Source organism: Microbacterium sp. BE35 (assembly GCF_031457705.1).
In the GTDB taxonomy this organism is placed as follows: domain Bacteria; phylum Actinomycetota; class Actinomycetes; order Actinomycetales; family Microbacteriaceae; genus Microbacterium; species Microbacterium trichothecenolyticum.
In genome coordinates this window covers 302,684-322,492 of sequence record NZ_JAVDXD010000004.1, presented here as the reverse complement: position 1 = coordinate 322,492, position 19,809 = coordinate 302,684, and the positions used below count along the sequence as shown (strand labels likewise).

The following is a 19,809-nucleotide window of genomic DNA, read 5'->3' as shown; positions in this document are numbered from 1 at the left end:
GGATGCTCCAGCACCTCGACGCACTCGACCATTGGCGGACCCTGCCCATCAAGCAGCAGCCGCAGTGGTATGACGCGGACGCAGTGGCTGAGGCATCCGCCGAACTGGCCACCCTGCCGCCCCTTGTCTTCGCCGGTGAGGTGGACAACCTCCGCGACCGCCTCGCGCGTGCCGCGTCGGGCAAGGCCTTCCTCCTGCAGGGCGGCGACTGCGCCGAGACCTTCGCAGGCGCGACCGCCGAGCAGATCCGCAACCGCATCAAGACGGTGCTGCAGATGGCCGTCGTGCTCACTTACGGCGCCTCGATGCCCGTCGTCAAGATGGGCCGTATGGCGGGGCAGTTCGCCAAGCCTCGCTCGAGCGACACCGAGACGCGCGGCGACGTGACCCTCCCGGCGTACCGCGGCGACATCGTCAACGGCTACGACTTCACGGAGCACTCGCGCCGCGCCGACCCCCAGCGACTGCTGAAGGGCTACCACACGGCCGCGTCGACCATCAATCTGATCCGCGCCTTCACGACGGGTGGTTTCGCCGACCTCCGCGAGGTGCACTCCTGGAACAAGGGCTTCGCGTCGAACCCCGCCAACCAGCAGTACGAGCGTCTCGCGACCGAGATCGACCGCGCCATCAAGTTCATGGAGGCCGCCGGCGCCGACTTCGACGAGCTGAAGCGCGTCGAGTTCTACACCGGCCACGAGGGCCTGCTCATGGACTACGAGCGGCCTATGACGCGCATCGACTCGCGCACGAACACGCCGTACAACACGTCGGCGCACTTCCTGTGGATCGGCGAGCGCACCCGCGAACTCGACGGCGCGCACGTCGACTACTTCTCGAAGATCCGCAACCCCATCGGCGTGAAGCTCGGCCCCACCACGTCGCCCGACACGGCGCTCGCACTCATCGACAAGCTCGACCCGAACCGCGAGCCCGGCCGTCTCACGTTCATCACGCGCATGGGCGCCGGCAAGATCCGCGACGCGCTGCCGCCGCTGCTGGAGGCCGTGAAGGACTCGGGCGCGACCCCGCTGTGGGTGACCGACCCGATGCACGGCAACGGCATCACGACGCCCACCGGCTACAAGACGCGTCGCTTCGACGACGTCGTCGACGAGGTGCGCGGCTTCTTCGAGGCTCACCGCGCGGTCGGCACGTTCCCCGGCGGCATCCACGTCGAGCTCACCGGTGACGACGTCACCGAGTGCCTCGGCGGGTCCGAGCAGATCGATGAGGCCACCCTCGCGACCCGCTACGAGTCGCTGTGCGACCCGCGCCTGAACCACATGCAGTCGCTCGAGCTCGCATTCCTCGTCGCCGAGGAGCTCGAGAAGCGTTGACGCGGCTCGGGTCAGCCTGACACGAAGAAGATCCCGGATGCCTCGACCCGAGGCATCCGGGATCTCTCTGTTCTGCGTCAGAGCGCGGCGGCGATGCGCAGCGAGATGACGGTTCCCTTCGGCTCCATGTCGCCGGCGTCCGGCTTCTGGGACTCGACCTTGGTGAACGGATCGGGGAACGCGTCCCAGCGGTCGTCGTAGTCGATGGAGAAGCCGGCGTTCGCGGCGGCCTGTCGGGCCTCGGCGAGAGTCATGCCCGCGAAGTCGGGGACCTCGAACAGCGCCGGACCGGTCGACACGACAAGGGTGACGGTGTCGCCGGGGGCGAGCCAGGTGCCGTCCTCCTTGCCGAGGACGCGGATCACGCGCTCGGCCTTGACGGAGTCGCTGGACTCGGTCTGGCTGGGGTCGGCGACGACGAGCCCGAGCCCCTCGAGCGTGCTGCGCGCCTTGCCCTCGCTCTCGCCCGCGACGTTCGGGAGCGGACCGAGCGATACCTGCAGGCGCGCGGTGTCGCCCTGGTGGACGGTGCAGCCGTCCATGCACGCCACATCCTGCGAGCCGTCCTCCGGCGCACCCGCGGGGCGGATGATCACGCCGATCACCACGTCGGGCGCGGCGTCGGTGAAGAACTTCGCGCTCTCGTCGGGCACCGAGACGGACTGGGCCTGGAGCGCTGCGCGCGCGTCGGCGTCGGGCATTCCCGAGAACGACGCGAACGTCGCCTCCTGCGGGCCGAGCGAGACGTAGACGTTCACCTCGGCGCCCTTGTCGACGCGGGTGCCGCCGCCGGGGTCGCTGCGGATGACCTGACCCGTCGCGACCTCGAGGCTGTACTCGCCCTGCTGCACGGCGACGAGGGAGTCCTCCTGAAGACGTGCGGATGCCTCGTCGAAGGTCATGCCCGTGACATCGGCGACGGCGACCATCGACCCCGGTCCGGACCCGAACCACCACCCGAGCCCGCCTGCGAGCGCGGCGAGCACGAGCACGAGGACGATGAGCCAGCCGCCACGGGACCGGCGGCGCTGCGTCGCGCGGCGGAGCCGGCCGGCGTTGTCGACCTCCGCCATCGTCGCGACGGGTCCGGTCGGCGTTGCGGGGAGCACCGCTGTGAGCTCGCCGGTGGCGGCGACGTCGTCGCGGACGATGCCGATGGGCCCGGTGCGTGCGACGACGGGGGAGATGCCCAGCTCGCGCTCGATGTCATGCAGGCGCTGCAGCATCTCGCGCGCGTCGACGGGCCGTTCGTCGGGCGACTTCTCGGTCGCCCACAGCACGAGCTCGTCGAGCGGCTCGGGAACGCCCGGGTTCTTCACGCTCGGCCGGGGCACCGAGTCGGTGGCGTGCTGGAATGCGATCTGCATCGGCTGCTCGCCCTTGTAGGGCTGCTCGCCGGTGAGCATCTCGTACAGCATGATGCCGATGGCGTAGATGTCGCTGCGGGCGTCGGCGGTGCCGCGCGTGACGAGCTCGGGGGCGAGGTAGGCGATCGTGCCGAGCAGCTGCGCGCCCGATGCGGTGTTCGCGGTCGTCGCACGGGCGAGGCCGAAGTCGCCGATCTTGATGCGCCCGTCCTCGGCGAGGAGCACGTTCTCGGGCTTGACGTCGCGGTGCACGATGCCGGCCTTGTGCGCGGCGGCGAGTCCCGAGAGCACGGCGTCGAGGATCGACACGGCCTGCGGGATCGTCAGCCGGCGCTGCTCGCGCAGGAGCTCGCGCAGCGTGATGCCGGGCAGATACTCCATGACGAGGTACGCCATGTCGCCGTCCTGGCCCTGATCGAACACGTTGACGACGTGCGGATCGGCGAGGCGGGCGGCCGCGCGGGCCTCCTGGATGAACCGGCTCTGGAAGACCGTGTCATCGCTCAGGTGCGAGTGCATGACCTTGAGCGCGACCCGCCTCTCGAGGCGCAGATCGGTCGCCACGTACACCGTGGCCATGCCGCCGCGGGCGATGCGAGCACGCACCCGGTACCGGCCGTCGACGAGACGGCCGATCAGCGGGTCCGTCTGCTGACTCGTGCTCACCCTGAGAGTCTACGGATCCGTGCCTGCGAGCCGGCGGAGCGGCTCACCCGGCGAGACCGCATTGTGACGGATGCCTCGGCTCAGCCGAGCGCGGCGAGCCACGAGTGGGCCGGGGCCTCCCACTTCGCGTACGCGTCCGGGTAGGCCGAGATCTGCACGGCCTGCGCGGCCTGCGTGAAGGTCAGGCTCTCCCAGCCGGGGATGTCGAGCAGCCCGCGTGTGCGTGATCCGTTCGGGTCGCCGGCGCCGCCGAAGAAGGCACGCGTAGCACGGGCGGCATCCTGCACCTCCGCAGCGGTGCCCCAGCCGTGACTGGGACGCTGCTGGAACAGTCCGAGCGAATCGCGGTCGCCCCAGGTCACATTGCGCAGCGACGATTCCTGCATCGCGGTGCCCAGGGCGATGGCGATGCCGCGGTCCGAGACGCCGAGTTCCCGGCCGATGCGGACGATCAGCTGCGCGTTGGCGACCTGCTCGGCCGTGAGGCCGGGCACCGACGGCGCCGAGCCCGGGATCTTGATGGTCTGCCCGGGGTAGATGATCGACGACCAGCCGAGGCCGTTGGCCGAGAGCACCGCGTTCGTCGTCACGCCGTACCGCTTCGCGATCGAGCTGATCGTCTCGCCGGCCGCGATGGTGTGCGAACCGCCCGCCGACGTGTTCGGCGCGGGAGCGGGTGCGGGGGCAGGCGCCGGAGCGGGGACGGATGCCGCGGGCGCGGCCGCGCCGGGGATCTTGATGGTCTGCCCGGGGTAGATGATCGACGACCAGCCGAGGCCGTTGGCGGCCAGCACCGCGTTCGTCGTGCTGCCGTGGCGCGTGGCGATCGCGCTGACCGTGTCGCCCCGCTGCACGGTGTACGTGCCCGTGGCCGGGGCGGGTGCCGGCGCGGCCGGCGCCGGTGCGGCGGCGGCCGCACTGAGCTTGAGCACCTGGCCGGGGTAGATCGTCGACGACCACCCGAGCCCGTTGAGCGCGAGCACGTCGTTGGTGCGGAGCCCGAACCGCGCCGCGATGCGGCTCACGGTGTCTCCACGCTGCACCGTGTAGGTCGCGGGCGCGGCCTCGGCGGTCACTCTGACGGTCGGCAGCGCGGCGACGCGAGGGACGCTCACCGCGGTCGCGCCGAACGTGCGCGGCACGCTCAGGGGCGCAGCATCCGTCGTCGCCGCATGGGCGGGCACCGCCGACAGCGTCAGCGCGATCGACCCCGCGACGGCCACCGGCACACCGGTGAGGAGCGCGCGCGACGGGATGCCGGTCTGGTGGACACGATTCCTGGTACTGCGGACCTGTCGCACGAGTTTCCCCCCTCAGTCGACTCCGAGAACCGTGTCACGGATGTTTATTGGTGTCAACAGGTGTAAATAGGAGGGGTTTCTGTTACTGGTGTGGCCAGAGTGCGGTGGACGAGTGGCCGATCCGATCTGAGATAGTTGGTTTCGTGACCCCTGACGCCGCTTCGCGCTTCGAGACCGATTGGCTCACTCTGCCCGACCTCGTGGAGGTGCTCGGCGAACCGCTCGGCCGCGTGCGCCGGCTGCTCGACGAGTACTACCTCGTCGGATCCAAGCGCGACGGTGTCCTCAAGGTTCCCTCCGTCTTCGTGGTCGACGGTCACCCGCTGTCGTCGCTGCGAGGCACGGTCATCGTGCTGCACGACGGCGGCTTCTCCGACGACGAGGCGATCGACTGGCTGCTGTCTCCCGAGGAGTCTCTGGGCCATGCCCCGATCGAGTCGCTCCTCGCCGGGCGCAAGAGCGAAGTCCGCCGGGTCGCCCGCACGCTGGCCTGACGCCGGCGAGCTCAGGCTCCGGATCCGCTCAGGTCGTTCGGACGGTCGCGGCGCGTGCGAGGTCGCGCAGCTCTCCGACGGCCGCGTTGCCCAGCCGCGCCCCCGACAGCGCGCGATCGGCCTGGTGCGCGTAGTCGGCGATGAGCCGCTCGACGCGGTCGAGCGCGCCGGTGTCGACGATCGTCCGCTGGAGTGACGCCACTTGATCGGCGTCGAGATCGGCATCGCCGACGAGCTCGTCGACGATGCGGCGCGCGGTGGGCGCCAGAGCCTCCCGCGCGTACGCGATGAGCACGGTGCGCTTGCCCTCGCGCAGGTCGTCGCCGGACGGCTTGCCGGTCGCGGCCTCGTCGCCGAACACGCCGAGCACGTCGTCGCGCAGCTGGAACGCCATGCCCAGCGGATGCCCGAACGCGGCCAGCGCCGCTGTCTGCGCAGCATCCGCTCCCGCGAGGGCCGCCCCGATCGCGAGCGGCTGCTGCACGCTGTAGCGCGCAGATTTGAAGGACGCCACGCGGAGCGCCCGTTCGGCGTGGCGGTCGTCGGGCTCGCTCGCGAACGCGGACTCCTCGGCGACGTCGAGGAACTGCCCGAGGGTGACCTCGCGACGCATCAGCGCGTACTGGCCCCGCGCGGCGGCGGCGCGTTCGGCCGAGGTCTCGGCGAGCCCCTCCTCGAGGAGGTCGTCGCTCCACGCGACGAGCAGATCGCCGAGCAGGATCGCCCCCGAGCGGCCGAAGGCGTCGGCATCGCCGAGCCAGCCCGAGCCGCGGTGCCCCGCCTCGAGGGCGCGATGCGCCGACGGGCGGCCACGGCGGGTGTCGGAGTTGTCGATCAGGTCGTCGTGGACGAGGGCCGCGGCATGGAACACCTCGAGGGAAGCCGCCGCGGCGATGACCGCCGCCGGCGGCTCGCCGGCCGGGCCCGCGGCCTCCTCCACTGCCCTCCACCCGGAGAGGCAGAAGCGTCCGCGAAGACGCTTTCCGCCGGTGACGGCTTCCGCCCCTGCAGCGACGAATCGCGCCGCTTCGGGGCCCGCATCGGCCACACCTCCGCGTTGAGCCGAGACGAACATGTCCACTCGCTGGGAAATGGCTTCGATCGGCTCAAGAGGGGCGGACACGGGCCTAGCCTAGTGAGGAACGGCACGCGTACAATCGAGCCACCGAAGTACAGAGGGGGAAGCATGCCACTCTCCGAACAGGAGCAGCGCCTGCTGGACGAGATGGAACGTCATCTCATGCGCAACGACGCGGACGTCGTCAGCGCGCCCCGCGATGGACGCACTCTGAGCTATCGCAACATCGTCTACGGCACGATCCTCGTGCTGCTGGGGCTCGGCGGTCTCATCGTCGGGGTGTCGCAGCAGCTGATCGTCGTCGGCGTCATCGGTTTCGTCGTGATGCTGGGTGGAGTCCTCCTCGCCGTCACGCCGGGCCGCGGTCCCGGCAAGATGCGCATCGAGCCCGAGCGACCCGCCAAACCCCAGAACAGCTCTTCGTTCATGGACCGCATGAACGACCGCTGGGACAAGCGGCAGGAGGAGCGCTGAGCGTCCCCGCCGCCTGAATCGGCACGAGAAGCACCGACCTTAGGGTCGGTGCTTTTTTTGTTGCCCGCGCAGCCCCTTCATCCCGCCGCGAAGGGGCGCGGGGGAGTGCCACATCACAGATCGGTAGCAAAGTGGAGGAGAGTGGAGTAAAGTGGCGCACATCCCGGGGGGCCGGATGAAGGGGGTGTGATGTACCGATGCTTTTGGGCACGCACACACCCAAGCTCGATGACAAAGGACGCGTCATCCTCCCGGCGAAGTTCCGCGACGACCTTGGTGGGGGTGTCGTCGTGACGCGCGGGCAGGATCGCTGCCTGTACGTATTCAGCGAGAAGGAGTTCGAGCGGGTGCACGACCGCATCCGCGAGGCGCCTCTTGCGAACAAGCAGGCGCGCGACTTCCTGCGCATGTTCCTCTCCGGCGCGAGCGCCGAGAAGCCCGACGGTCAGAACCGCATCACCATCCCCCCTCCGCTGCGCGCATACGCCGGCTTGGAGCGCGACCTCGTCGTCACCGGCGTAGGCGCCCATGCCGAGATCTGGGACGCCACGGCGTGGAACACCTACGCCGAGGCCAACGAAGAGAGTTACGCCGAGCTGGAGCAGGAGGTGATTCCGGGCCTGTTCTGAGCCCTCGGCCGTGACTCCCAGCTGCTCGTGCCCTGTCGCCACTTCCCCGGTGCCAGGTCGGAGCGGATGGGGATCAGGGCCTGGGGACCAGGACCGCCAGGCGATCATGAATCTTCGCGACATCCACACCCCTGTCATGCTCGAGCGCTGCATCGAGCTGCTCGCTCCCGCGCTCGAGCGCGACGGCGCCGTCTTCGTCGATGCCACGCTCGGCATGGGCGGGCACTCCGAGGCGTTCCTGCAGCGCTTCCCGAAGCTCCAGCTCGTCGGCCTCGACCGCGACACCGACGCCCTCCGCATCGCGGGGGAGCGCCTCGCTCCGTTCGGCGACCGCGTGCATCTCGTGCACACCGTCTACGACGGCATCGCAGATGCGGTGACCGCGAGCGGGTTCGCCGCGGCTGACGGCATCCTCTTCGATCTGGGCGTCTCGTCGCTGCAGCTCGACGTCCCGGGCCGCGGCTTCGCGTACGCGCAGGATGCGCCGCTCGACATGCGCATGGACCAGTCGGCGGGCACGACGGCAGCCGACATCCTCGCCACCTACGGCGAGGGCGACCTGCGGCGCATCTTCGAGCGCTACGGCGAGGAGAAGCTCGCCGGTCGCTACGCCCGCGCGATCATCGCCGCACGTGCCGAGGCGCCCATCGAGCGATCGGGCCGGCTCGTCGAGATCCTGCAGGCGGCGACTCCGGCCGCCGTGCAGCGCACCGGCCACCCTGCCAAGCGCGTGTTCCAGGCGCTGCGCATCGAGGTCAACCGCGAGCTGTCGGTGCTCGAGCGGGCGGTGCCCTCGGCACTCGGCATCCTGCCGGTCGGTGGCCGCGTCGTCGTCCTGTCGTATCAGTCCCTCGAGGATCGCCTCATCAAGCGCGCGTTCGCCGACGCGTCGGCGTCGACCGCGCCCAAGGGGCTGCCCGTCGAGCTGCCCGAGCACGCCCCCAAGTTCCGACTGCTCGTCAAAGGCGCCGAGCTCGCCACCGACGAGGAGCGCGCGGTCAACCCGCGCGCGACGCCGGTGCGCCTGCGAGCCGCTGAGCGCGTGAGGCCCGAGCACGCGGAGGGTGCCTCATGAGCACGATCGCGAACGCCACGACCGGCCTCGGCCGGGCCGTCGCCCCGGAGAGGACGGATGCCCCGCGCCGCCGACTGCGGGTAGTCGACGCACCGGCCCGGCGGCGCCGCCCGAAGCTCTTCTACGGCATCGTCGCGGTGCTGGGGGCTTTCCTCATCGGCGCCGCCCAGATGTCGCTGTCGATCATGACGACGCAGGGGACGTACGAGATCGCCGCCCTGACGAAGGAGCAGCGCGACCTCACCTACGAGAAGCAGATCCTCTACGACGACGTCGCAGGGCTCAGCTCGCCGCAGTACCTGGCCGCGAACGCGGCGGCGCTCGGCATGGTCATCAACGAGGCGCCCAGCTATCTGCGGCTGAGCGACGGCGCGATCCTCGGTCCGTCCGAGGTCGCCATGGGCACTTCGTCGGTCGACGCCATCGGCCGCGGATCCGTGCCCAACGCGCTCATCACGAACACGCCCCTGGTCACCGTGCCTGACGCGACGATCGACGGTCTGCCGGTCGAGGTCGCCGAGACGCCCGACGGCGGAGTCGGCAACACTCCGCCTCCGCTCACGGACGGACTGCCCACCCCGAGCACACACTGAAGCGACGACGCCGAGCCGAGAACCGATCGAGACGCCCCACTGCACGAGGCGCAGAGCACGAGACGCAGATGACGACACGAAGCACGAGAAGTCCCCGCCGCCGCACCGTGGTGGCCCTCGCCGTCGTCCTGGCCGTCCTCGCCGGATTCATCGTCCGCCTCGTCGACATCCAGGTCGTGAACGCCGACGATCACATCAAGGACTCCCTCGACGTCGCCTTCGCCGGAGAGCAGAAGCTCTACGGCACGCGCGGCTCGATCGTCGACACGAACGGGCAGACCCTGGCGGGCAGCATCCTTCGCTACGACTGCCAGCTGTCTCCGCTGCTCATCACCCAGATCGACGAGCAGGTGCTCTCGGGCGACTCCGATGAACGGCTGTGGGCGGACGTGTCGAACGACGTGGCCGAGATCACCGGCCAGACTCCCGAGGAGGTCCGTGCGATCGTCGGCACCGCTCTCGCGGAGGATCCCAACTCGCAGTACGCGGTGCTCAAGAAGGGCGTGTCGACCGAGCAGTTCCGAGCCCTGGCCGACCTCAAGACCCCCTACATCGCGTGTGTCTCGCACCCTGCGCGCACGTACCCCGACGGCGCGGTCGCCGGCAACCTCATCGGCTTCGTCGGCTCCGACGGCACGCCGCTCGAGAGCCTCGAGCAGTCGCAGAACGCCTGCCTCGCGGCGACCGACGGCACGCGGACGTACGAGAAGGGCAAGGACGGCGTCGTCATCCCGGGCACCGAGCTGGAGACGCCCGCGACGGACGGCGGCACGCTGCAGCTGACGATCGACCGCGACCTGCAGTGGTACATGCAGCAGCTCATCGCCGAGCAGACGCAGACGATGGCCGCGCAGCGCGGTGCGATCCTCGTCTACGAGGTGAAGACCGGCAAGGTGCGCGCGGCCGCCGAGTATCCGACCGTCGACCCCAACGACTTCGAGGCCGCAGCGGTGAAGGATCGCACGAGCAGCATCTTCACCGACTGGTTCGAACCCGGATCGACTTTCAAGGGCCTCACCGCGGCGACGGTCATCGATGCCGGGGGGCAGACACCGACCTCGACCGTGGTCGCCTCCAGCCTCGAGAACTTCGACGGGGGCGCGCGCGTGCGCGACTCGTTCCAGCACCCGGCCTACACCTACACGCTCACCGGCGTGCTCATCGACTCCTCGAACGCGGGCATCTCGAAGTTCAGCCAGAAGGTGGACAAGCAGACGCGCTACGACTACTTCAAGAGGTTCGGCATCGGCGACGGCACGGCCTCGGGGTATCCCGGTGAGGGCCAGGGCCTCATCTACCCCGCGGACCAGTGGGGCGCGCAGACCACGCTCAACACCTCGTTCGGCCAGGGCGTCACGACCACCATGCCCGAGCTCGCGCGCGCGTACGGCGCGATCGTGAACGGCGGCGTGAAGATGCCGCTGCAGATCATCGAGTCGTGCACCAAAGCGGACGGCACCGTCGTCGAGCCCGAGGTGGCGGAGCCCGAACGGGTCATCAGCGAGGGCACCTCCGCGCAGATGCGCGAGATGCTCGAGAACGTGTTCCTGCAGGCGCCCTACGCCAAGACGGTCGCCATCCCCGGCTACCGCCTCGGCGGCAAGACGGGTACCGGTGAGAAGAGCGACGGCCAGGGCAACTACAAGGCCGGCGTGTACTACACGACGATGGTCGGCTTCGCGCCCGCCGACGACCCCCAGTACGTCGTCGTCGTCACCCTCGACGAGCCGACGAAGGTAACATCGTCTGCGGCCAACGCGACCGCGTTCCAGAAGGCCATGACCCAGGTTCTCAAGACCTACCGCGTCATGCCCTCGACGACGTCGCCGGAGCTGCTGCCCAAGTTCGGGTAGTGTCCCGAGCTTCCGGAGTTCCCCACATGATCGCGCTCAGCATCGCCCAGATCGCCCACGCCGTTTCGGGCGAAGTGCACCTCGAGAACGGCGACACCCTCGACACCGTCGTGTCGGGGGCCGTCGACACCGACTCCCGCCTCATCGAACCCGGCGGCGTCTTCGTCGCGAAGCCGGGCGAAGAGACCGACGGGCACCTGTTCGTCGACGCGGCCGTCGACAGGGGCGCCGCCCTGGCCCTCGTCGAGCGGCGGGTCGAGGCATCCGTCACCCAGATCCTCGTGCCCGACGTCGTCGAGGCGATCGCCGCCCTCGCACGCGAGGTGGTGAAGACGGTGAAGGATGCCGGAGACCTGCGCGTCGTCGGCATCACCGGGTCGAACGGCAAGACGACGACGAAGAACCTGCTCGCCCGGATCCTCGAGGGCGAGGGTGAGACCGTCTCGCCGAAGGCGTCGTTCAACAACGAGGTCGGCGCGCCCCTCACGATGCTTCGCGTCACCGGCACCACGAAGTACCTCGTGAGCGAGTTCGGCGCGAGCGCGCCCGGCGAGATCGCCCGCCTCGCGGGACTCGTCGACCCCGATGTCGGCGTCGTGCTGATGGTCGGTATGGCGCACGCGGGCGGCTTCGGCGGGATCGAGGCGACCTTCCACGCGAAGTCGGAGCTCGTGCGCGCGTTGAGCGCCGGGGGAGTGGCGGTGCTCAACGCCGACGACGCGCGCGTCGCCGCGATGGCGCCCATCGCCGCCGAGCAGGGCGCGAGCGTGCGCTGGTTCGGCCGCGGTCCCACCGCCACGGATGTGCGCGCCGACGACGTCGTGGTCACGGCATCCGGAACCTCGTTCACGGTGACCGCCGACGGCGTCTCGCTGCCGCTGCGCCTGCGGGTGCTGGGCGAGCATCATGTCATGAACGCGCTGGCGGCGATCGCCGCCGCGACGACCTTCGGGGTCTCGCTCGCCGACGCCGTCGCGCGCCTGGAGACCGTCGAGATCGCCGAGCGGTGGCGCATGCAGCCCCTCGGCTCGGAGCGCGTGCGCATCATCAACGACGCCTACAACGCCAGCCCCGACTCGATGGCGGCGGCTCTGCGCACCCTCGCGCAGATCACCGGCCCCGATGAGCGCACCGTCGCCGTGCTCGGCGCGATGAGCGAGCTCGGCGAGTACGCCGAGGAGGAGCACGACCGGGTAGGCCTGCTCGCAGTGAGACTCGGCATCCAGCGCATCGTCGTCGTGGGCGACCCGGCACGCCGCATGTTCCTCGAGGCCGTCGCACAGGGCTCGTGGGACAACGAGGCCGTCTTCTTCTCGACCGCCGACGAGGCGTTCGACTATCTGCAGGGTGAGCTGCGCGACGGCGACCGCGTGCTGGTGAAGTCGTCGAACTCCGCCGGGCTCCGGTTCCTCGGCGATCGTCTGGGAGAATCGTTCTCGTGAGATCACTCCTTACCGCGGCGGCGATCTCGCTGGCATTCACCCTCTTCCTCACTCCCGTGTTCCTGCGGCTCTTCCGCAAGTGGGGCTGGGGCCAGGTGATCCGGACACCGGAAGACATCCGCAACCCCAACCACCAGACCAAGCGCGGCACGCCCACGATGGGCGGCACGATCTTCATCGTCGGCACGATCGTCGGCTACCTGGTCGGGTGCTACGTCGGCAACAACCCGCCGACCGTCTCGGGCCTGCTCGTGATCTGGATGATGGTCGGGCTCGGCGCCGTCGGCTTCATCGACGACTACATGAAGGTGCGCCAGCAGAAGTTCATGGGCCTGAGCGGCTGGCGCAAGGTCGCCGGTCAGGTCGCGGTCACCGTGCCGTTCGGCATCGTCGCGCTGAACTTCCCCAACCAGTTCGACCAGACCCCCGCCTCGCCGTACATCTCGGTGTTCCGCGACGTGCCGGCCCTGGGCTTCATGACGCTCGGGCTCATCATCGGCTGGATCCTTTACCTCGCGTGGATCACGTTCATCGGCGTCGCCTTCTCCAACAGCACGAACGTGACCGACGGCCTCGACGGCATGGCCGCCGGCGCGGCGATCTTCGTCGTCGGCGCCTACAGCCTCATCGCCTTCTGGCAGTTCAATCAGGCGTGCTGGGGCGGCGACGCCCTCTCGGCGGCGGCGAAGGCCGCGTGCTACCCGACGCGTGATCCGTTCGACCTCGCGATCATCTCGGCGTCCTTCGTGGGCGCGCTCGTCGGCTTCCTGTGGTGGAACGCCCCCAAGGCCAAGGTCTTCATGGGGGACGTGGGATCGATGGCCATCGGCGGCGTCATCGCCGCGATGGCGATCCTCACCCGCACCGAGCTGCTCGCCGTGCTGGTCGCCGGCGTCTTCATCATCGGCCCCGGCTCGGTGATCCTGCAGCGCCTCTACTTCAAGATCACGCGCGGCAAGCGCCTGTTCCTCATGAGCCCGTTCCACCACCACCTCGAGCTGCGAGGGTGGTCGGAGGTCACGATCGTCGTGCGCATGTGGATCATCGCCGGCCTCCTGGCGGTGTCGGGCGTCGGATTCTTCTACGTCGAATGGCTCTCTCGCACATGACCTCGGACCGCCTCCGCGCCCTCACCAGCTGGAACGCCGACTGGAAGGGCCTGCGGGTCGCCGTGCTCGGCCTGTCGGTCACCGGCTTCTCCGTCGCCGACACCCTCGCCGAGCTCGGCGCCGACGTTCTCGTCGTGACCGAGAAGGCCGACGAGGAGTACGAGCGCCTCCTGCCCGTCATCGGCGCACGCCTGTGGACCGGCTCGTTGGATTCGCCTCCCGCCGAGCTCATCGAGTTCGCGCCCGAGGTCGTCGTGGCGTCGCCCGGCTTCGCGCCGAGGCATCCGCTCATCGCGTGGGCGCGCGAGAACGACATCGCGCTGTGGGGCGACGTCGAGCTCGCGTGGCGCGTGCGCGACAAGGTGGTCAGGGCCGACGGCAGACCCGCCGACTGGATCCTCATCACCGGCACCAACGGCAAGACCACCACCACGCGGCTGACGGCGACCATGCTCGTCGCGGGCGGCGTGCGCGCAGCTCCCGTCGGCAACATCGGCACGCCGGTGCTCGACGCGGTGCGCGACCCTGACGGCTTCGACGCACTCGTGGTCGAGCTGTCGAGCCACCAGCTCTGGTACCTGGGACTGCAGGACTCGCCCGACCCGCTGTCGCCGCACGCGGCCGTGTGCCTCAACCTCGCCGACGACCACCTCGAGTGGCACGGCTCGTTCGAGGAGTACCGCGCGGCGAAGGCGCACGTGTACGACAACACGCGCGTCGCGTGCGTCTACAACAAGGCGGATGCGGCCACCCAGGCGATGGTCGAGGACGCCGAGGTCGTCGAGGGCGCCCGCGCCATCGGCTTCGACCTGGGCGTGCCCGGCCCGAGCGACCTCGGCGTCGTCGAGGGCATCGTCGTCGACCGCGCGTTCCTCGAGGACCGGCACAAGAGCGCCCTGGAGCTCACGACGGTCGAGGAGCTCGCCTCCCTCGGGCTCGCGGCGCCGCACATCGTCGCCAACATCCTGGCCGCGGCAGCGCTCGCACGGTCGCTGGATGTCGCGCCCACGGCGATCCGGGATGCGCTGCGCGGCTTCCGCCTGGACCCGCACCGCATCGAGGTCGTCGCGCGCCACGAGGGCGTCACCTGGGTCGACGACTCCAAGGCCACCAACCCCCACGCCGCGGCGTCGTCGCTCGCGGCGTATCCCGGCGCCGTGTGGGTCGTCGGGGGGTTGCTCAAGGGCGTCGACATCTCCGAGCTCGTCGCCGGACGCGGAGCGACCGCGAAGGCGGCGATCGTGATCGGCCTCGACCGCGCCGCGGTCGTCGGCGCGTTCGAGCGACACGCGCCGACGGTGCCGGTGTTCGAGGTGCACGCCGATGAGACTGAAGTGGTCATGGCGCAGGTCGTCGAACTGGCGGCAGGGGTGGCGCGTGACGGGGACGTTGTTCTTCTCGCTCCCGCTGCCGCATCCTTCGACCAGTTCGCGTCGTACGCGGACCGCGGCCGCAGATTCGCTGCGGCGGTGAGGGATCGGATCGGAACGGAGGACCCGGGTGACCACGACGCAGCCACCGCGGGCCCGGACGGCACGCCCCGCTCCGACGACGTCGGCGACGACGACCGAGGCTGACAGGCCCGCGCGACGCGGCCTCGCCGCTCGCGTGTCGCTCGGGCGCGTGTTCGCCCCCGTGCCGAGCGAGTTCCTGCTCATCGCCTCGACGACGCTGCTCCTGACGGTCTTCGGCCTCGTGATGGTGCTCTCGGCGACCTCCGCGACGGCGACGGCCGCCGGTGAGGCTCCGTGGGAGATGGTGCTCAAGCAGGTCGTGTTCGCGGTGATCGGCGTCCCGTTGATGTTCATCGCGAGCCGCCTGCCGGTGGCGTTCTGGAAGAAGATGGCGTGGCCGGCGCTCATCTTCGGCGTCGCGTTCCAGCTCCTGGTGTTCACGCCCCTCGGCCACGGCGCCGACGGGAACCGCAACTGGATCACGATCGCGGGTTTCCAGGCGCAGCCGTCGGAGTTCCTGAAGCTCGGTCTGGCGCTGTGGGTGGCATACGTCCTGTTCCGCAAGCGCACGCTGCTCACGAAGTGGCAGCACGTGTTCATCCCGCTCGTGCCGGTGGCAGGCCTCGCGATCGCGACGGTGCTGGCCGGCGACGACCTCGGCACGGCGATGATCCTCGTGCTCATCGTGCTGGGCGCCCTGTTCTTCTCGGGCGTGAAGCTGCGCATCTTCGTCCTGCCCGCGATCGCCGCGGCGGGCGCGGTCGCGTTCCTCGCGGTGACGAGCCCGGACCGCATGCGCCGGTTCATGAGCTTCCTCAACCCGAACTGCCTCGACGACTACTTCAACGACTGCTATCAGCCGCTGCACGGCATCTGGGGCCTTGCAAGCGGCGGGATCTTCGGTCTCGGCCTCGGCAACTCGCGCGAGAAGTACGACTGGCTGCCCGCGGCCGCGAACGACTACATCTTCGCGATCGTCGGCGAGGAGCTCGGCCTCATCGGCTGCGCCGTCGTGCTGGCCCTCTTCGCCCTGTTCGCCGTCGGCGCCTTCCATGTCATCCGCAAGACCGACGACCCGTTCGTGCGCATCGCCGCCGGCGGCATCACCGTGTGGATCGTCGGGCAGGCGCTGATCAACATCGGCGTCGTGCTGCGCGTCTTCCCGGTGCTCGGCGTGCCGCTGCCGTTCATGTCGCAGGGTGGCACCTCGCTGCTGTCGGTGCTGCTGGCGTGCGGGGTGCTGCTGGCGTTCGCGCGATCACTGCCGGCATCCGTCGCGCGACGTGAGGCCGCCATCGCCTCGGCGCGCGCGGCGCGAGAGCGCGCGAAGCTCCACGCCGTCCGCTGACGTCAGGGCTTCGGATCCGGGTTTGGGGCGCGATTTCTTCGTTGGGGCGGAGTTACTGCGCCCCAACGGAGAGAGTGCGCCCCAAACCCGTCGCGCCGGGCCGGATAGGCTCGGGGAGTGACGACGTACCTTCTTGCCGGCGGCGGCACCGCCGGACACGTCAACCCGCTCCTGGCTGTCGCCGACGCGCTGCGCGCCCGCGACCCCGAGGCCGAGGTGCTCGTGCTCGGCACCCGCGAGGGGCTCGAGGCGCGGCTCGTGCCCGAGCGCGGCTACGAGCTGCTGTTCGTCGACAAGGTGCCGTTCCCGCGCCGCCCGAACAAGGCGGCCGCCACGTTCCCGGCGCGCTTCCCCCGCGCGATCTCACAGGTGCGCGCACACATCGCACAGCGCGGCGTCGACGTGCTCGTGGGCTTCGGCGGCTACGCGTCGGCCCCGGCGTACGTCGCGGCACGGCGCGAGAACGTGCCGTTCGTCGTGCACGAGGCCAATGCCCGCCCGGGCCTCGCGAACGTGCTCGGCGCCCGCCGCGCGGCCGGTGTCGGCGTGGCCTTCGAGGGCACGCCACTCAAGCGCTCGAAGGTCGTGGGGATGCCGTTGCGTCGGGAGATCGTGGCGCTCGACCGCGCCGCGCTGCGCGACGAGGCGGCCGCGTACTTCGGACTCGATCCGGCGAAGCCGGTGCTCCTGGTCTTCGGCGGCTCGCTCGGCGCCCAGCGCCTGAACGCCGCCTTCGGCGAAGGGCACGGCGAGGGCTGGCGTGCCGTGCTCGACGCCGGCTGGCAGCTGCTGCACGTCACCGGCGAGCGCTCCGAGCTCGTCGACCCCGGCGCGCCGGGCTATGTCGTCCGCCGCTACGTCGACCGCATGGACCTCGCGTTCGCTCTCGCCGACTTCATCGTCTCGCGCGCCGGTTCGGCCACGGTCAGCGAGATCAGCGCACTGGGCATCCCGACCGCCTACGTGCCCTACGCCGTGGGCAACGGCGAGCAGGCGCTGAACGCCTCCTCTGCGGTCCGCGCCGGCGCGGCGATCCTGATCCCGGATGCGGAGTTCACGGGCGATCGCGTGCGGTCCGAGGTCGTGCCGCTCCTGGCCGATGAGACCCGCCGCGTGGCGATGGCGGCGGCCGCGGCATCCGTCGGCACCCGCACCGGAACCGAGAACGTCGTCGCGATGATCGACGACGCGCTGCGCGACTGAGATGCGTGTCGTCGCGGCTCTGCTGAGCGCGCTGTGCGCGCTGGCGCTGAGCGGTTGCACGGCCGGCCCGGGTGCGCCGAAAGGCGGGCCCACGCCGCAGGCGTTCCTCGGCCGCGAAGAGCTCCCGGCCTGCGGCACCGTCGAGCTCGATCAGGGCGAAGAGGTTCCGACCGGCGACATCGCGTGCCTCGAGGAGGCTTCCGTCGCCGGCGCGGAGCTGGCGGTGACCCGACCGACCACGGAGGGCGACCCGTTCACGGCGTACTACCGCGTGCTCCCTGGCGGCGGGTGGGAGATCTACACCGACATGACGCAGGATCGCTACGGCGAGGGCTGGTGGCTCGACGAGTGCCCCGACGCCCTCTCGATGACCCAGCTGGGGGAGTGCACCAGCACGCGGCTGTGATCAGGCTCCCGCGGTCGCGGACCCGGGCGCACGCAGCGCAGCGGTGACGACGGCGAGCGCCTCCTCGGCGTCGAGATGCAGGTCGCGAACCTGCGCGGCGAACGCCGCCGCGGCGCGCTGCAGCTGCTGACGGGCGGGGTCGGCGTCGAAAGCGACGAACGTGCCGTTGCGGCCGCGGGTCTCGATGATTCCGGATGCCTCGAGCTCGCGGTACGCGCGGGCGACCGTGCCCGGTGCGACACCCAGGTCTTCGGCGAGGCGGCGCACCGTGGGCAGCCGCGTGCCCGCGGCGAGTTCGCCGGACGCGACCGCGTCGACGAGCCCCGTGCGCAGCTGCTCGAACGGCGGGAGAGGGGAGGACGGGTCGATGACGATCATGCGGGTGCTCCTCCCGACGCGAGTGCCTCGAACCACATCTCGAACTCGCTGGTCATGACTTCGATTGTGTCGCCGTCTGTATCAATGTGTCAACACAAAGCAGTGCGTCGGCGCCGAGCGGCCCCAGCGTGCCGGGGCCGCGGCATCCGCCCGCCAACTTAGACTTGACCGGTCATGATCAGACCCGATCTCAGTCTTCCCATTCCCGACGACATCACGGCCGCCCATTTCATCGGAATCGGCGGATCCGGCATGTCGGGGCTCGCCCGCATGTATCTGGAGCGCGGGATCCGCGTCTCGGGATCCGACCGCGCCGACAGCACGGCGCTGCGCGAGCTCGCGGAGCTCGGCGCCACCGTCTACGTCGGGCACGACGCGTCGAACCTCGCCGACGATGTCGACACCGTCGTGCACACGGGCGCGATCTGGCCCGAGAACCCCGAGTTCGTGCTCGCCAAGGAGCGCGGGCTGCACGTCATACACCGGTCGCAGGCGCTGTACTGGCTGATCGGCGGGCGTCGGCTCGTCTCGGTCGCCGGTGCTCACGGCAAGACCACGTCGACCGGCATGATCGTCACCGCCCTCCGCGACCTGGGCGTCCAGCCGACCTTCGTGAACGGCGGCGTCATCGCCCAGCTGGGTGTGTCCAGCGGCAGCGGCTCGGACGAGCTCTTCGTCATCGAGGCCGACGAGTCCGACGGCACGTTCCTGCTGTACGACACGTCGATCGCGCTCATCACGAACGTCGATCCCGACCACCTCGACCACTGGGGCACCCGCGACGCGTTCTACGCCGCGTTCGCCCGGTTCGCGAACGAGGCGCGCGAGGCGGTCGTCATCTCGTCCGACGACGCGGGTGCGCAGCTCGTCGCCGCACAGCTCAGCCACCCGCACGTCATCACCTTCGGCGAGGCCGCAGACGCGACGGTGCGCGTGAGCGACATCGTCACCGACGGACCTGTCTCGTTCCGCATCACGCACGACGGGGTCGCCGTCGACGCGCAGCTGCCGGTTCCCGGGGCCCACAATGCGATCAATGCCGCGGGCGCGGTCGCCGTGCTCCTCACGCTCGGCCACGCCCTCGAGCCCGCGGTCCGCGCGGTCGAGGGCTTCGCCGGCACCGTCCGCCGCTTCGAGCTGCACGGCGTCGAGCGGGGCGTCAGCGTCTTCGACGACTACGCCCACCACCCGACCGAGGTCGCCGCCGCCCTCGCCGCGGCTCGGTCGGTCGTCGGCGACGGACGCCTCATCGCGATCCAGCAGCCGCACACCTACTCGCGCACGCAGGAGATGTACCGCGAGTTCGCCGAGGTGCTCGAGCGGTACGCCGACCACACCGTCATGCTCGACGTCTACGGCGCCCGGGAGGACCCCGTGCCCGGAGTCACCGGCGAGCTCGTGAGCGCGGCCTTCGCAGACCCGTCGCACGTGCACTACGTCCCCGACTGGCAGGAGGCCGCGGACTACACGGCCTCGGTCGCGCGCGACGGCGACTACGTCATCACCCTCGGCTGCGGCAACGTGTACCTCATCATCCCGCAGGTGCTCGAGGCCCTCGCCCACGAGGACTCCGCCCGTCAGACGAGCACGGCGAAGTAG

General features: G+C 70.3%; 18 protein-coding genes. 14 read left to right on the top strand and 4 right to left on the bottom strand.

From position 1 onward, the window contains the following. Window positions 1–2: 2 nt before the first annotated feature. Window positions 3–1,340, top strand: a complete 1,338-nt coding sequence (locus J2Y46_RS15375; protein WP_045298990.1) for a class II 3-deoxy-7-phosphoheptulonate synthase — start codon at window positions 3–5, stop codon at window positions 1,338–1,340. A gap of 77 nt (window positions 1,341–1,417) precedes the next feature. On the opposite strand, the gene pknB is transcribed toward J2Y46_RS15375, so the two are convergent. Together pknB and J2Y46_RS15365 are read right to left on the bottom strand one after the other, a co-directional pair. After that, window positions 1,418–3,373: a Stk1 family PASTA domain-containing Ser/Thr kinase gene (gene pknB, locus J2Y46_RS15370; RefSeq protein WP_045298988.1), complete on the bottom strand. Its 1,956-nt coding sequence runs from the start codon at window positions 3,371–3,373 to the stop codon at window positions 1,418–1,420. Between the two features lie 80 nt (window positions 3,374–3,453). Further along, a complete protein-coding gene (locus J2Y46_RS15365) occupies window positions 3,454–4,602 on the bottom strand; it encodes a LysM peptidoglycan-binding domain-containing protein (protein WP_396653204.1) in 1,149 nt (382 codons plus the stop codon). Window positions 4,603–4,817: 215 nt separating this feature from the next. On the opposite strand from J2Y46_RS15365, the gene J2Y46_RS15360 reads away from it, so the two are divergent. After that, window positions 4,818–5,168 carry an Rv2175c family DNA-binding protein gene (locus tag J2Y46_RS15360; protein WP_045298986.1) on the top strand — a complete coding sequence of 117 codons (351 nt, stop codon included), beginning with the start codon at window positions 4,818–4,820 and terminating at the stop codon, window positions 5,166–5,168. A 28-nt stretch (window positions 5,169–5,196) separates the two neighbouring features. Here the strand turns inward: J2Y46_RS15360 and J2Y46_RS15355 are convergent, their stop codons facing one another. After that, complete coding sequence (locus J2Y46_RS15355) at window positions 5,197–6,243, bottom strand: polyprenyl synthetase family protein (protein ID WP_310243575.1); 1,047 nt, start codon at window positions 6,241–6,243, stop codon at window positions 5,197–5,199. 111 nt (window positions 6,244–6,354) lie between these two features. On the opposite strand from J2Y46_RS15355, the gene J2Y46_RS15350 reads away from it, so the two are divergent. From J2Y46_RS15350 to J2Y46_RS15300, 11 genes are all read left to right on the top strand, one after another. Then, window positions 6,355–6,720, top strand: a complete 366-nt coding sequence (locus J2Y46_RS15350) for a DUF3040 domain-containing protein (RefSeq protein WP_310243404.1) — start codon at window positions 6,355–6,357, stop codon at window positions 6,718–6,720. 197 nt (window positions 6,721–6,917) lie between these two features. Further along, entirely contained in the window at window positions 6,918–7,349 is a 432-nt protein-coding gene (gene mraZ, locus J2Y46_RS15345; RefSeq protein WP_045298983.1) for a division/cell wall cluster transcriptional repressor MraZ, read from the top strand. Between the two features lie 106 nt (window positions 7,350–7,455). Then, window positions 7,456–8,424 (top strand): 16S rRNA (cytosine(1402)-N(4))-methyltransferase RsmH, encoded by a 969-nt coding sequence (rsmH, locus tag J2Y46_RS15340; protein ID WP_310243402.1) that lies wholly within the window; start codon window positions 7,456–7,458, stop codon window positions 8,422–8,424. Continuing rightward, complete coding sequence (locus J2Y46_RS15335; protein ID WP_045298978.1) at window positions 8,421–9,017, top strand: hypothetical protein; 597 nt, start codon at window positions 8,421–8,423, stop codon at window positions 9,015–9,017. The genes rsmH and J2Y46_RS15335 overlap by 4 nt, the downstream gene beginning before the upstream one ends. 68 nt (window positions 9,018–9,085) lie before the next feature. After that, window positions 9,086–10,870, top strand: coding sequence for a penicillin-binding protein 2 (locus tag J2Y46_RS15330; protein WP_045298976.1), 1,785 nt, complete (start codon window positions 9,086–9,088; stop codon window positions 10,868–10,870). A 26-nt stretch (window positions 10,871–10,896) separates the two neighbouring features. After that, complete coding sequence (murF, locus tag J2Y46_RS15325; protein WP_310243399.1) at window positions 10,897–12,312, top strand: UDP-N-acetylmuramoyl-tripeptide--D-alanyl-D-alanine ligase; 1,416 nt, start codon at window positions 10,897–10,899, stop codon at window positions 12,310–12,312. Continuing rightward, window positions 12,309–13,421: a phospho-N-acetylmuramoyl-pentapeptide-transferase gene (gene mraY, locus J2Y46_RS15320; RefSeq protein ID WP_310243397.1), complete on the top strand. Its 1,113-nt coding sequence runs from the start codon at window positions 12,309–12,311 to the stop codon at window positions 13,419–13,421. The genes murF and mraY overlap by 4 nt, the downstream gene beginning before the upstream one ends. Then, complete coding sequence (gene murD, locus J2Y46_RS15315) at window positions 13,418–14,998, top strand: UDP-N-acetylmuramoyl-L-alanine--D-glutamate ligase (protein WP_310243572.1); 1,581 nt, start codon at window positions 13,418–13,420, stop codon at window positions 14,996–14,998. The genes mraY and murD overlap by 4 nt, the downstream gene beginning before the upstream one ends. Beyond that, entirely contained in the window at window positions 14,922–16,223 is a 1,302-nt protein-coding gene (gene ftsW / locus J2Y46_RS15310) for a putative lipid II flippase FtsW (RefSeq protein ID WP_310243395.1), read from the top strand. Before murD ends, ftsW begins: the two co-directional genes overlap by 77 nt. Before the next feature lie 117 nt (window positions 16,224–16,340). Further along, the gene (locus tag J2Y46_RS15305) at window positions 16,341–17,426 is read left to right on the top strand and encodes a UDP-N-acetylglucosamine--N-acetylmuramyl-(pentapeptide) pyrophosphoryl-undecaprenol N-acetylglucosamine transferase (protein ID WP_310243394.1); all 1,086 of its coding nucleotides are present in this window, start codon (window positions 16,341–16,343) and stop codon (window positions 17,424–17,426) included. Window position 17,427: 1 nt separating this feature from the next. Then, entirely contained in the window at window positions 17,428–17,832 is a 405-nt protein-coding gene (locus J2Y46_RS15300; protein WP_045298962.1) for a hypothetical protein, read from the top strand. Here J2Y46_RS15300 and J2Y46_RS15295 read toward each other — a convergent pair whose 3' ends face one another. Then, complete coding sequence (locus J2Y46_RS15295; protein WP_045298960.1) at window positions 17,833–18,210, bottom strand: GntR family transcriptional regulator; 378 nt, start codon at window positions 18,208–18,210, stop codon at window positions 17,833–17,835. A 174-nt stretch (window positions 18,211–18,384) separates the two neighbouring features. Between J2Y46_RS15295 and murC the strand changes: the two genes are divergently transcribed. Beyond that, the gene (murC, locus tag J2Y46_RS15290) at window positions 18,385–19,809 is read left to right on the top strand and encodes a UDP-N-acetylmuramate--L-alanine ligase (RefSeq protein WP_310243391.1); all 1,425 of its coding nucleotides are present in this window, start codon (window positions 18,385–18,387) and stop codon (window positions 19,807–19,809) included.